Raw genomic sequence first — 13,377 nt, 5'->3', positions numbered from 1 at the left:
AGGCAAAACCGTGGGGTTATTGGTTTATTTTTCCTCCGCAACTGAAAACACCAAACGATTCGTGGAACGTGTCGGTGTTCCGGCGTTGCGTATCCCGCTGCGCCCCGGTCCTGAACCCTTGCTGGTCGACGAGGAATACGTGCTGATGGTGCCCTCTTACGGCGGCGGGGACACCAGTAAAGCAGTCCCCAAACAAGTCATCAAATTTTTGAACATCGAACATAACCGCAACTTGTGTCGCGGCGTAATTTCCAGCGGCAATATCAATTTCGGCGAAGCCTACTGCATCGCCGGCAAAGTACTTTCGGACAAACTCAAGGTTCCCTTCCTGTACAAGTTTGAACTGTTGGGAACCCCGGAAGATGTAACTGCAGTCAGAAAAGGATTGGAAGAATTTTGGGCGAACCTGCACTCTCAACAAGCGGAATCGGACTCCCCGGCGTCACCGGAGTCATGACTGACACACTAGAAGACGAATTCCTCGACGCTAAACACGATTACCACTCGCTAAACGCGAAACTGAACCTCTACGGCGAGGACGGAAAAATCCAGTTTGACGCGGATCGGGAGGCTGCTCGCCAGTACTTCTTACAGCACGTCAACAAGAACACGGTGTTTTTCCACGATCTGAAAGAAAAGCTCGACTACCTGGTCGAGGAAGGCTACTACGAGGCGGAAACTCTCAAACAGTACAGTTTCGAGTTCATAAAGTCCCTGTACGAAAAGGCCTACAGTCACAAGTTCCGGTTCCCGACTTTCCTGGGGGCGTTCAAGTACTACACTTCCTACACGCTCAAGACGTTCGACGGTAAGCGTTACCTGGAACGTTTCGAAGATCGCGTATGCATGGTGGCGCTGTACCTGGCACGCGGCGATGAACAGCTGGCCGTGGACATCATGGAAGAAATCATTTCGGGACGCTACCAGCCCGCCACCCCCACTTTCCTCAACGCGGGAAAGAAAGCCCGCGGAGAGATGGTTTCGTGCTTCCTGGTGCGCTTGGAGGACAATATGGAGTCCATCGCCCGGGGCATCAACTCTGCTCTGCAACTGTCCAAGCGCGGGGGTGGCGTCGCTTTGCTGCTGACGAATCTGCGCGAGGCGGGCGCGCCAATCAAAAAGATTCAAAACCAGTCCTCCGGCGTGGTTCCGGTGATGAAACTGCTGGAAGATTCGTTTTCTTACGCGAACCAGCTGGGGGCTCGCCAGGGAGCAGGTGCGGTCTATATCAACGCATTCCACCCCGACATCATGTCTTTCCTGGACACCAAGCGCGAAAACGCGGACGAGAAGATTCGCATCAAGACTCTGTCTCTGGGTGTGATGGTTCCCGACATCACTTTCGAGCTGGCGCGCAATAAGGAGCCGATGTACCTGTTCAGCCCCTACGATGTCGAGCGAGTTTACGGGGTACCCTTCAGCGATATTTCCGTCACGGAAAAGTACCGCGAGATGGTTGACAACCCCGACATTCGCAAGAAAAAGATAGATGCCCGCAAGTTTTTCCAAACTTTGGCGGAAATCCAGTTCGAGTCCGGCTATCCCTACATCGTTTTCGAAGACACCGTGAACCGGGCAAACCCGATTGACGGGCGCATCATCATGTCAAACCTGTGTTCCGAGATTCTCCAGGTGTCCGAGCCTTCCGTGCTCAATGAGGACCTGTCATATGCGAAAGTCGGCAAAGACATTTCTTGCAACCTCGGTTCCATGAACATCGCCAAGACCTTGGAATCCCCGGATTTTGCGAAATCCATCAACGTGGCGATTCGTGCTTTGACGGCGGTGTCGGATTTGACGAACGTAGAATGCGTGCCGACTATCCAGCGCGGCAACTCGATGTCTCACGCCATCGGTTTGGGGGCGATGAACCTGCACGGCTGTCTGGCGAAAAACCGAATTTTCTACGGTTCGGACGAGGGTCTGGACTTTACGAATATGTACTTTTACGCCACGGCGTTCTATGCCCTCAAGGCGTCTCACGCCTTGGCAGTAGAACGCGGCGTCACCTTTGAGGGTTTCGAACGTTCCCAGTACGCCAGTGGGGAATACTTTGAGAAGTATATTAACGGGGATTGGACCCCAAAGACCGCCCAGGTTCGCGAACTATTCGAGAAATCCTCGATTCATCTGCCGACCCAGGAAGATTGGCAGGCTTTAGCCGCTGACATCAAGCGCGACGGCATGTACAACCAAAACTTGCAGGCCATTCCGCCCACCGGATCGATTTCTTACATCAACAACTCGACGTCGTCGATTCACCCCATTGCCTCCAAGATTGAAATCCGTAAAGAAGGCAAGATTGGCCGGGTGTACTATCCGGCCCCCTACATGACCAACGACAACCTGGACTACTATCAGGATGCCTACGAAATCGGGTATGAAAAGATTATCGACACCTATGCCGAGGCTACGAAACACGTGGATCAGGGGTTGAGCCTGACCCTGTTCTTCCCGGACACGATTACGACCCGTGACGTGAATAAAGCCCAGATTTATGCCTGGCGCAAAGGCATCAAGTCGCTGTACTACATTCGTCTGCGCCAAGCTGCCTTGGAAGGCACCGAAGTGCAAGGCTGTGTCAGCTGTATGCTCTAAGTCTTTCTGACTGCTTATATACGGGAAATCCCCGGTTGAGGTGTGAACCGCGTCAACCGGGGATTTCCTTTCTCAAAAGCGATTACTCGGGTATCTTACTTGGGTTGCAGAGCCTCGGAAACCAGGTATTGCAACAGCACCATCGGGGTGTGCGCCCGCAGGTCGACCTCACCACGAGAGTTCAAACAGCCTGCTGAGAACAAGAAGTTATTGAACACCTCCACCGCTTCGCCCACAGCCTCCGGGGTCGCATCTTGCCCCATTTCATGCAGCAGGTCCACCGCCACCGTTTGTGGGTCGTCTGGTTCAGCCCAGTCGCAGTAGGCGAACGCCTGTGCCAACGCCCCAATAATGAGACGCAGGAAAAACTCATCTTCATCGTTGTCGCTCAAAGCAAAAGCCACCATCGGCAAGATGGGCTGCGGTGAACGCAGCTGGCGGATACCCATCAGCGAGAGCATGACTTGGGAACCAGCCAAGTTAATCAGTCCCGACTTCACTGCCATGAGGAAATAGGCTTGCAAGGAATTCCCCAGGGACGTCGCAAACCCGTCGGGGAGATTGTCCATGTCTACCGGGGAGGACGGTCGGACGGCGTTGATTTGTACCAGGTTGTCATCCTCGCCCCGGTCAAAGCGCGACGAGACCACGGAAGGAATATACTGCCCAGCCGCAAAACCGACACCGTCGGAGTTATCCGTGAGGGGGCCTGAGCTGGGCAACACAAAGTCCAATAAATCGGGGCCGGGATGCCGCATCAAATCCACGAAATCCTGCATATCCAGACCCGCGCATCCCGCCCTTAGCTGGGACAAAATCCAGGCTAGAGGTCGGTTTAATGCCTGTTCCGCGGCCTCAACCATCGCGGAAGTTATCGGCTGGTTAGACAACTCCAGCAGGTATAAACCCAGCTTTGATCCGGGCTGCAGGTGCAACAACTGGTCTCCCAACTGCGAAACCGGCAACTGGGTTACCAAGCGAATCAAGTCCGAGTCGTCCACCATTTCTTGCCTTCAAAACACGTGTTGGTCTGTCTACGCATCCTCACCGTTGAGTTAGCTTATTTCTGTTTCTACCCTAGCCGCCCTGCGGTTTTTTTGTATCCTAAATTGAAACCTGGGTCCCACAGGATAGACTGGGAAGGTCAGTTTCGCGCGATATTTCCCGCTCTGCGCAAACCCAAAAAAACTATTGAATTCAAGGAGAAACTCGTGGTCATTGGGATTCCAAAAACCGTGCAAGCCATCAACTGGAACGACATCGAAGATGACAAAGATTTGGAGGTGTGGGATCGTCTGACCGGCAATTTCTGGCTTCCCGAAAAGATCCCGCTGTCTAACGATATTCCCTCGTGGAAAACTTTGAACGAAGATGAAAAGAACATGACGAACCGCGTGTTCACCGGTCTGACCCTGCTGGACACCATCCAGGGCACGGTGGGTGCAGTTTCGCTGATTCCAGATTCCCGGACTCCGCACGAAGAGGCGGTTTACACCAACATCGCGTTCATGGAATCGGTCCACGCCAAGTCCTATTCCTCCGTGTTCTCGACCCTGCTGTCCACCGAGGAAATCAAGGAGTCTTTCCGCTGGTCCGAGGAAAACGAATACCTCCAAAAGAAAGCTCATATCGTGCTGGATTACTACCACGGCAATGACCCGGAGAAGCGCAAGGTCGCCTCGACCATGCTGGAATCTTTCCTGTTCTACAGCGGTTTTTACGCTCCGATGTACTGGTCGGCGCACGCGAAGCTGACCAACACTGCCGACCTCATCCGCCTCATCATCCGCGACGAGGCTGTTCACGGCTACTACATCGGCTACAAGTATCAACTGGCTATCCGCGAGTCTTCCGAGTCCCGGCGCCAAGAAATGAAAGATTACACGTTCTCCCTGCTGATGGACTTGTACGACAACGAAGAGCTGTACACCGAGACCCTCTACGACCCGCTGGGTTTGACGGAGGACGTTAAGAAATTCCTCAAGTACAACGCCAATAAGGCTTTGATGAACCTGGGCTACGAAGCCCTTTTCACAGCTGATCAGGTCGACGTTAATCCCGCGATTTTGGCAGCTCTGTCGCCCGCGGCCGACGAAAACCACGACTTCTTCTCCGGTTCGGGTTCCTCCTATGCCATCGGCACCGCCGAGGAAACCGAGGACGCCGACTGGGAATTCTAGATTTATTCAATCTTGAATCCAACAGTCGGACCATGCTCTTTCATGGTTGGGAGTATTCTTGTTAGCAGTAGGCCGTTTCCGTACTGTTGCGGGTACGGCGTGCATTTACTTTGTGAATGTTATTCTGCGTCTAGCGTTCAGATTTGCTAGAATGCAGTGGTTAATATCAACGTAATCGAGGTGTAATTCTTGTCTCGCCAAATTATCTTGTCCCAAGAGGCCGTTGAAGCCGGTCTGTGGTATGTGCTTTCTCTGCGGTATCAGGACGAAATCGACCGCGAGCTGAAACAGTTTCCAGCCGACATGATTGATTACTGGGCGGCCAAGTTAAAGATTAACCCCCGCATGGAGACTGAACTGGCTGAGGTTCTGGCCGAAGAACGCGAGGTTGTTAAGACCCAGCAGACGGCGGACAAAGAAATCGGTGCGGAAAAGGAAAACTATATCTTCCCCTCTCTTGACGAGGTCTGGCCGCGTATCGTGCTGGCCAAAAAACGCGCTCATGACCACCGAGAAACCACCATCCCCGCGGCAGTCTACGAGCGGTTGCGCACCCAAGACATCACCAGCCGGGGGGTGCGTTCTTCGCAGGGTATGGTGCGCTGGCCACCAACTTGCCAAACCATCACCAAGCGGTGCGGCGGTTCGTGGAACGAAGCACTGCACAACATGGGACTGATGACCTCGAAACGGGGACGTTCACGAGGCTCGCTAAAGTTCACCGATGAGATTTACCTGCGCGCCGGTGCCGAATTTTTGATGCACTGCAACGAAATCGGTAAAGCTGCCACCGTGGCTTACTACTGCCAGTGGGTGGCTCGCGAACGCAGGGCCGGACGCATCTGGCCCTCCGCCGCGGCGCAGCGTCAATTGCGCGGCACCTGGAATCACGTCATGGAATTGGCCGATCAAATGGTGAAATCCAAGAGCTTTTCCTGAGTTTTTCCTCTCCAGGCGATATCCTGAATCTTACGGTTCTCATTTTTCGATTCCATGGGGAGGCAGAAGTGGAGAAACTTCACGGCGGACGACGCCTTTTTCGTCTTTTGGGGGGCACCTGTCTGACTGTTTTCGCGCTGGCAGGCTTGGTTCTCGCCGGTTCTGGCCTAAGTACGGCCTACGGTCAAGACTCTGATTCCACCCCCGCGATGCAATCAGAGCCCACCTCTGCGGTCGTAGGGTTTAACCCCGGGATGATTATCTCTGACGAGGTCTTTTACAATCCCAACACTATGGACGTCAACGCGATTCAGCAGTTCTTGAACACACAAGGGCGTGCCTGCCGACCGGGTGTGGACACCGTACCCGGCCCCAATGGTGAACCGCAACCCGTCACCATCGTCTGTTTGAAAGACTACGTGGAAAGCACCCCGGATCGTCCCGCGGATGCCTACTGCCCGGCCGCCTATCAGGGAGCCGTGGGAGAAAGCGCCGCTCAGATGATTTGGAAAGTTTCCCAGGCTTGCCAAATCAATCCGCAGGTCCTCCTCGTCACCCTGCAGAAAGAGCAGGGATTGCTGACCCGCTCCGGGGCCTCTTTGAAACTATCGAACTACCAAAAAGCCATGGGATACGGCTGCCCGGACACGGCTCCGTGTGACACCCAGTATTACGGGTTCTTTAACCAGATTTATCAAGCCGCTCACCGTTTCCACTACTACCAAAAGCATCCGGGCAAATTCCGTCATCGTGCCGGGCGAGTCAATAATCTGCTGTATCACCCGTCTCGGAACCCAGATGGCTCCTACAAGTGCGGAACGACACCGGTATTCATTGAAAACCAAGCGACCGCGGGGCTGTACAACTATACTCCTTACACTCCGAATGCGGCGGCTCTGGCAGCCGGGGGCGGATTGGGCGATCAGTGCTCCAGCTACGGAAACCGTAACTTCTATCGTTTCTTTACGTCCTGGTTTGGTTCCACTGGTTCGGCTAGCGCCATACCGTCGCTGCGGATTTCGGGAACTGATCGCATACAGACTGCCGCGGGCATCTCCGCCCGGGCTTTTCCCGGTGGTTCTGACCGGGTTTATCTGGCTCGTTCAGATATGCCCATCGATGCTTTAGCTGGTGGGGTTTTGACTGACGGCCCGGTTCTGTTGGTTCCCATTGACCGTCCTATTCCGTCTGTAGTCACCGCGGAAATCAACCGTCTGCAAGCTAAAACGGTGGTGGCGCTGGGTGGTCCGGGAGCGATTCCCGATGAAGTCTTGGCTAACGCGGCGCAAGGACGTGAAACTTCGCGGATTTATGGTCCTGACCGGTACGCCACGGCTATCGCGATTTCTCACCAGGCGTTCCCGCAGGGTGCCAAGCGAATCTATATTGCCGATGGCGTGGGCGCCGATGGTACAGGTTCTCCCGATGCGGTCGTTGGCGGAACTCTGAACGATGGTCCGGTTTTGATGGTCAACCCACGCAGCCCCGAGACGTGGAAGTACGTCGCTTCTGAAGTTTCTGACCTGCACGTTTCCGAAGTGGTTGGCTTGGGCGGGCCTGGTGCCCTCCCGCAGGAAGCCATCACTACGATTGCGGCCGAATCGGGAGCTAACGTCTCCCGCCTCGCTGGGGCGAATCGTTACGGCACGGCGGCGGCTATCGCGGCTTATGCCTATCCGGCGATAGCGCGGCAGGACGACAAGACAGGTTCGCCGATTTTGAGCGATTACGTGGCTTATATTGCTCGTGGCGATAACTTCGCCGATGCTTTGGTGGCTGGAGCTTTGCGAGATGGTCCGGTTTTGCTGGTACCCTCCCGAACTAACCAAGCCCCTGCTCCGGTGGCGAACTATCTGGGCAGCTTGCATCCCAACACGATTATTGCCCTCGGGGGTCTGGGATCGGTGCATCCCGACACTGTTGAAGCTGTAATAGCTGCTACCAAGTCGGGTTTACGCTGAGAATTTCACCTGTGACTGGTTAACCTGGTTTACTCAGGCGGATAGGTTCCAAACGCGGTCGGCCCGCTCTTTCGAGCTCTGAACCAACAGCCGATTCGGTTCGTCGACCCGCCGCACCCAAGCGAGGGCCTGTTCCGGGGTCCTGCCGTGAAGTGTGTGACGGGCGACTAGGCGAGCCTGCGTTGCCTCCGGCGGTGCCTCCAGGTAAATCAGCAGGTCGATTGCCTCGCGAACCAGAGCCCACGCCCCGTCTTGCAGCGCCAAGTAGTTGCCCTCCGTAAGCACCACCCCTTCTCGCTCGACCTTGTAACGTGCTGCGATAGCTTGACCAAGTTGACGGTCGTAGCCGGGGGCATACACCACCGTTTTGGCATCGTGGGCCCGATCCAGAGCCATGAGGTAGCCCACCACGTCGAACGTATCCGGGCGTCCCTTATAGTCGCTGAGCTCCTCAGCTTGCAAGACTTCGTTGGACTTGTGGAATCCGTCCATCGGAATAATACCGGCTAGCAGCGGCTGCGCGCCCCAAACGGAACCATCCAGCAGCTTCATCAGCCTGGTTACTGCCTCGGACTTGCCCGCTCCGGGGGCGCCGGTAAAGCCAACCACCCGCAGGATGTGTCCGTTATCAGCCATATCCTTTAGTTCCGTAGCCAAATCGCTGAGCAATTCATCAAGGGTGCCTGAGAAAGTCTGGACCATGATTATCCTCGGTTCGCTGTGATTGAAATGGGTTCGCTCTCCCAGTCTAACAGCCCCAGCGTCTCTCCCGGCAGGTGGGTTACGATGGTGAGGTGTCCACAAGAATGTCTCCGCGTCCCTCCCCGAGGGGCTACCCGTCCGCGGGCACACCCAGGGGAGGGCGGCGCAAGGGTGGTGCGGTTCGTGCTCTTCTGGTGATCTTAGGGATAGCCTTGGTCGCGCTCGGTTTGGGCGGGGCCTTGGCTGCGGCGGGGATCCATTTCTTTGCCGATACTGGAAAACCGGCTGCACCAACGGCGACTGGACCGACGGCTCCCACCCTTGACCTGTCAGGATTTGACCCCGGAAACATCATCTCCGACACGGTTTTCTATGATTATCAATCCATGACCCAAGCGGACATAGAGAACTTTATCCGCGACAAGAACGCGGGGTGTGTGAGTCTCTCCACCCCCTGTCTGGCGGACTACACCGAGGACACTATCGATGTTCCTGCTTCGCCCCGCTGCGAAGGCTATCAAGGGGTGCCGGGAGAATCAGCGGGAAAAATCATCTATAAAACCGCCCAGTCGTGCAAGATCAATCCTCAGGTGCTGCTGGTGTTGCTGCAAAAGGAACAGGGGTTGCTCACGGCCTCTGACTACAGTTTGTCCCCGCGCCGTTACGAGGTGGCAACGGGGTTTGCCTGCCCCGATGGGGCGGATTGTGACCCGCAATATTTCGGTTTCGGAACCCAGGTTTACTACGCTGCGGCTCAATTTCAGCGCTATCGGCAAAGCCCCGCGCAGTTCCCTTTCCACACCGGGGTAACCAACAATATCCCCTACTCTCCCCATGCGAGCTGCGGCTCGGCGCCGGTAATTTTGGCTAATCAGGCGACCACGGCGCTTTACAACTACACGCCCTACCAGCCGGATCCCGCTTTGCTGAGCGGGGCACCCGGTGAATGCTCCAGTTACGGAAACGCGAATTTTTACAGCCTATTCAAGGCTTGGTTCGGGGATTCGCGTCGCTAAATAAGCCTATCAATGCAGCTAGTAAGCATTTATTAGATAATATAAGCATTTTATTTAGAGCGGGGAAAAACAGGGTGATTTCCTTATTTGAGAGCCAAGATTTGCTTATTTATGCGTTTGGCAGACACCTTTTCAACCGTGCCGAGTTGCTGGGCAAAGGTCTGTACCCGGTATTCCTCCAGCAGCCAACGCAGCTCCTGTAAACGGCGATGTGTCTCGGCGTTAAAGGGGCGCGCCTCCGCCGCTGTCACCGCCGTGTCAAAGGCCGTGGCAACTTCTGCGAACCGTGCAGCTAACTGGGCGTCACCGGCAGAGTTACGCCGAGCTTTATCCAATCTTAAGGTGTCCGCCCGCAAGTAACGAGCCAGCTGAGCCAGCCATTTGGCAGGTGTCCTCGCCAAGAAGTCACCGCCCATCAATTGGTTTACGTGGTTTACAATATCTGCTTTGGTGGCGGTGAGGTTAGAGCCGGTGGCCTCTCGTAAATGCTGCTCGAGTTCGCCTTGTACCTGCATCGTGGCAGCGACGGATTGCAGGATTGAATAGACCTGATCCTCAAAGCGGTCAATAGCCCATTCCTGCAGGTCAGTTAGGTCGGTATCGTCTGTTAGGGAATGCCCCTCCGCCTGGTATTCCTCCACCAATGCCCGACCCGCAGCGCTTTGTGCTGCCCCAATCAGGGCAGAAGTGGACGGGTAGGGGGACGCGGCCAAAGCCGCTGCTTCCGCTCCTCGCCACCGGGTCGACACTCGCGTCTCCGACAGGCACAGCGCTTGACTGAGTTGCTCAGCAAAATTTCTGGGCCGTTCGATTTTGGCTTTTTCGACTTCCTGTTGCGCCCAGACTTTGCCTTGTTCCTGGGTGGTTTTCACAATCAGGCGGTCACGCAGAGCCTGAAAATCGTCTCCCAGCCCCAGGACTTTCCCACCGCGTCCCACAATCGCGAAGTGGTTTCGCTGGCTTTCCTCCAAAGCCGCGTGCATGGCGGCTAGGTCTGTCGCGCTCAGTTCGACTTGGCGCACCGCGGCTACGCTCTGGGTAAAGATTTCGTCAAATTCGAGACGCTGATGGGGAGGCTCGTTTATAAACTGCTCAAATCGGGGCAGGATTTCGTCAACGCAGTTTGCCGCGGGTACCACGTACTTCCGCACGGATTTCGGCAGGGCTTTGACGCAGGCCAGCAGGTAATCACGCAGCGCTCCGGGAATCGGCCAATCGAACCCCCGGGAGTCTAGAGACTCTAAGATTGCCTCATCGATGATGATGGTGACCCCTTCTGGAAGGTCAACCGTGTCAATCTCACGTTCTTTAGTTTTGTGGGATTTTTTCCCTTTGTTGTGGGGCGGGACACGGTGATGAGCCGCTTCGGGGGTCGGTCCGCGTTTGCCCGAAAACGTGTAGGCCAGTGGCAGCAGGTGCTCGCCCGCCGGCCAAAAATCAGGGAATTGGTCAGCATTTTCGCCGCTATTCGGCACCAATAGATCCCAGGGGTATTCCAACCAATCCGGGTGCTCAAGACGCTGGTTCTTCCACCACGCCTCGAAGGCGGCTCCTGAGGTAACAGCGGGGTCAATGCGTGTTTCCAGCCAGTTCTCTAAAGAATAGGGATCGACTTCGCCGGGAATCTGGCGCCGCCGCCGCGCTTCGGCAGCCATCTCTATCCGGCGCTGATTCTCTTCCCTAAAGGGATAGACCGAACGCCATTCGCCGCGCACAATTCCGCGACGGATAAACAACTCCCGCGCCAGAGTCCGAGCCGGTGTCCCTTCCACCACCGTGTCTCGCAAAGATGCCAACGGGAGGGAACGATCCGCGCTGAGAACCATCCCGAACAGGCTGACGCGCTCGTGAATCATGGCGCACCCAAAACGTGTGGACCAGTACGGGTCGAAATATGTTCGCGTCAACAGGTAACGTCCCGCCTGTTCAATCCATTCAGGTTCCACCCGTGCCACTGTCCGGGCAAACAGTCGCGATGTTTCTACCAACTCAGCAGCCATGACCCAGTCGTAGTGTTTGCGGCTCAACCCCGAACCCGGCCACACCACAAATCGGGTTCCGTGTGCCCCGTGATATTCCCTTTTTGTCTCTGACCAGAACCCAATCTGGGTGAGCATCCCGCTCAAGATAGCTCGGTGCAGCCTCTCGACGTCAACCAGGTCAAGGTTTACTTCTTTAATTTCCCTAGTTTTTATCCCAACTTCGCGGCACATTCCGCGAAGTTCTGCCACCAGGTCAATCCACTCCCGCACCCGCAGGAAATGCAGAAACTCGCGGCTGCACAACCGGCGAAATGCGCTGGAAGACAGGGTATCAATCCGGTCTTGCAGGTAACTCCACAGTTTCAGATAACTTAAGAAATCCGAACGCTCGTCTTCAAAACGGGCATGAGCGAGGTTGGCCTCCGCCCGGCGTTCGCTGGGTCTCTCCCGCACGTCTTGCATCGCCAACGCAGCTACGATAACGACCGCGAGGTCAATAACTCCGAGCTGATCCGCTTCGATAAGGATGCGTGCCAAGCGCGGGTCGAGAGGGAACCGGGAAAGTTTGCGCCCCAGACGGGTCAGTCGAGCGGGCTTCTGGCGGGTATCCAACGCTCCCAGCTGGCTGAGTTCCGTCACCCCATCCGTAACGGAACGGGGCGAGGGCGGATCCAGGAAAGGGAAATCCGCAACTTCGCCCAAACCCAGAGCCGCCATCTGCAAAATCACCGCAGACAGGGAAGTCCGTTGAATTTCAGGCTCGGTGTAAGGGGGGCGAGACAAAAAATCCGCTTCGGAATACAGACGAATGCACACCCCCGGAGCCACCCGGCCACAGCGCCCTTTTCGCTGATTGGCGGAGGCTTGCGAGATGGGTTCGATAGGCAGGCGCTGCACGCGAGTCTTGTTTGAATATCGGGAAATTCGTGCCACTCCGGGGTCAATCACGTAAACGATACCCGGTACGGTCAAGGACGTTTCGGCTACGTTCGTAGCGAGGACTACGCGCCGGTAAGGATGCGGGGCAAACACCCGCTTTTGTTCCGCCTCGCTGAGCCGTGAATACAGCGGCAACACTTCCACCGCTCCCGGAACTGAGGTCCGCTGACCGGGAGCCACGTAACGGCGCCCCAAGTGTCCCTGCAGCGCCTGGGCAGTATCGCGAATATCACGCTCGCCAGCCAGGAAAACCAAAATATCTCCGGGACCTTCCCGGCACAGTTCATCCACCGCCCGCAAAATGCCGGTGACCTGGTCAATCTCGCCGGTTTCCGCCCTTGTGAGGTCGTCCTCGGTGTCTTCGGACGTGAGCACACCCGAACTATCGTCATCCACGTCAACCAAGGGGCGATACCTGACCTCTACCGGATACGTTCGGCCCGCGACTTCAATAATGGGAGTATCGGGCCCAAAAGCCGTGGCGAAACGTTCAGAATCAATGGTGGCGGAAGTAATAATCACCAGCAGGTCAGGGCGTTTCACCACCAGACGCTGCAAATAGCCCAGGATAAAGTCAATGTTCAAAGACCTTTCGTGAGCTTCGTCAATAATCAGCGCATCGTATTGTTTCAGCAGCGGATCGTGGCTGATTTCGGCCAGCAAAATCCCGTCGGTCATCAGTTTGATCTGCGTCTCGGGACCCAAAGTTTGGCGAAACCGCACCTGGTAACCAACCGTGGAACCTAGTGACTGACCCAGTTCGGAGGCGATTCGCGAGGCGACGGTCCGGGCCGCCAGACGACGCGGCTGGGTGTGGCCAATCATCCCTCGCGTGCCCCGGCCCACTTCTAGGCACATTTTCGGCAGCTGCGTGGTCTTTCCGCTTCCGGTGGCTCCGCTGATAACGACGACTTGATGCTGGCGCAGGGCAGCCAGAATCTGCGGTCGTGCCGCGCTGAGGGGCAAGTCGGAGGGATAGGACAACTCTAGGGACATAACCCACCTATTTTAGGCAAGGATGGCTCAAACTTCACCTGTCAGCGGGTAAACTCGCCGGGAT

Annotated in this window: 9 protein-coding genes; 6 read left to right on the top strand and 3 right to left on the bottom strand. The window is 55.9% G+C overall.

What is annotated here, in order from left to right; translation table 11 throughout:
• Positions 1–10 precede the first annotated feature (10 nt).
• Both nrdI and nrdE read left to right on the top strand, forming a co-directional pair.
• Positions 11–457, top strand: coding sequence for a class Ib ribonucleoside-diphosphate reductase assembly flavoprotein NrdI (nrdI, locus tag Q0X47_RS03545; protein ID WP_297722975.1), 447 nt, complete (start codon positions 11–13; stop codon positions 455–457).
• Positions 454–2,598 (top strand): class 1b ribonucleoside-diphosphate reductase subunit alpha, encoded by a 2,145-nt coding sequence (gene nrdE, locus Q0X47_RS03540; RefSeq protein WP_297722973.1) that lies wholly within the window; start codon positions 454–456, stop codon positions 2,596–2,598. Before nrdI ends, nrdE begins: the two co-directional genes overlap by 4 nt.
• Before the next feature lie 95 nt (positions 2,599–2,693).
• On the opposite strand, the gene Q0X47_RS03535 is transcribed toward nrdE, so the two are convergent.
• Entirely contained in the window at positions 2,694–3,602 is a 909-nt protein-coding gene (locus Q0X47_RS03535; protein ID WP_297722971.1) for a hypothetical protein, read from the bottom strand.
• Between the two features lie 207 nt (positions 3,603–3,809).
• On the opposite strand from Q0X47_RS03535, the gene nrdF reads away from it, so the two are divergent.
• The 3 genes from nrdF (at position 3,810) to Q0X47_RS03520 (ending at position 7,678) form a co-directional block, all read left to right on the top strand.
• On the top strand, positions 3,810–4,778 hold the full coding sequence (gene nrdF / locus Q0X47_RS03530) for a class 1b ribonucleoside-diphosphate reductase subunit beta (RefSeq protein WP_297722969.1): 969 nt from the start codon (positions 3,810–3,812) through the stop codon (positions 4,776–4,778).
• Positions 4,779–4,967: 189 nt separating this feature from the next.
• Positions 4,968–5,717 carry a multidrug transporter gene (locus Q0X47_RS03525; RefSeq protein ID WP_297722967.1) on the top strand — a complete coding sequence of 250 codons (750 nt, stop codon included), beginning with the start codon at positions 4,968–4,970 and terminating at the stop codon, positions 5,715–5,717.
• Complete coding sequence (locus tag Q0X47_RS03520; RefSeq protein ID WP_367178283.1) at positions 5,714–7,678, top strand: cell wall-binding repeat-containing protein; 1,965 nt, start codon at positions 5,714–5,716, stop codon at positions 7,676–7,678. Before Q0X47_RS03525 ends, Q0X47_RS03520 begins: the two co-directional genes overlap by 4 nt.
• Before the next feature lie 33 nt (positions 7,679–7,711).
• Here Q0X47_RS03520 and Q0X47_RS03515 read toward each other — a convergent pair whose 3' ends face one another.
• A complete protein-coding gene (locus tag Q0X47_RS03515) occupies positions 7,712–8,380 on the bottom strand; it encodes a fructose transporter (protein ID WP_297722964.1) in 669 nt (222 codons plus the stop codon).
• Positions 8,381–8,484: 104 nt separating this feature from the next.
• On the opposite strand from Q0X47_RS03515, the gene Q0X47_RS03510 reads away from it, so the two are divergent.
• The gene (locus Q0X47_RS03510; RefSeq protein ID WP_297722962.1) at positions 8,485–9,396 is read left to right on the top strand and encodes a hemagglutinin; all 912 of its coding nucleotides are present in this window, start codon (positions 8,485–8,487) and stop codon (positions 9,394–9,396) included.
• Positions 9,397–9,479: 83 nt separating this feature from the next.
• Here Q0X47_RS03510 and hrpA read toward each other — a convergent pair whose 3' ends face one another.
• The gene (hrpA, locus tag Q0X47_RS03505; RefSeq protein ID WP_297722961.1) at positions 9,480–13,313 is read right to left on the bottom strand and encodes an ATP-dependent RNA helicase HrpA; all 3,834 of its coding nucleotides are present in this window, start codon (positions 13,311–13,313) and stop codon (positions 9,480–9,482) included.
• Positions 13,314–13,377 lie beyond the last annotated feature (64 nt).

The sequence above is a fragment of the uncultured Mobiluncus sp. genome, from assembly GCF_947254095.1.
GTDB lineage: Bacteria > Actinomycetota > Actinomycetes > Actinomycetales > Actinomycetaceae > Mobiluncus.
The sequence above is the reverse complement of the archived record's forward strand: the minus strand, read 5'-3'. Positions and strand labels throughout refer to the sequence as shown.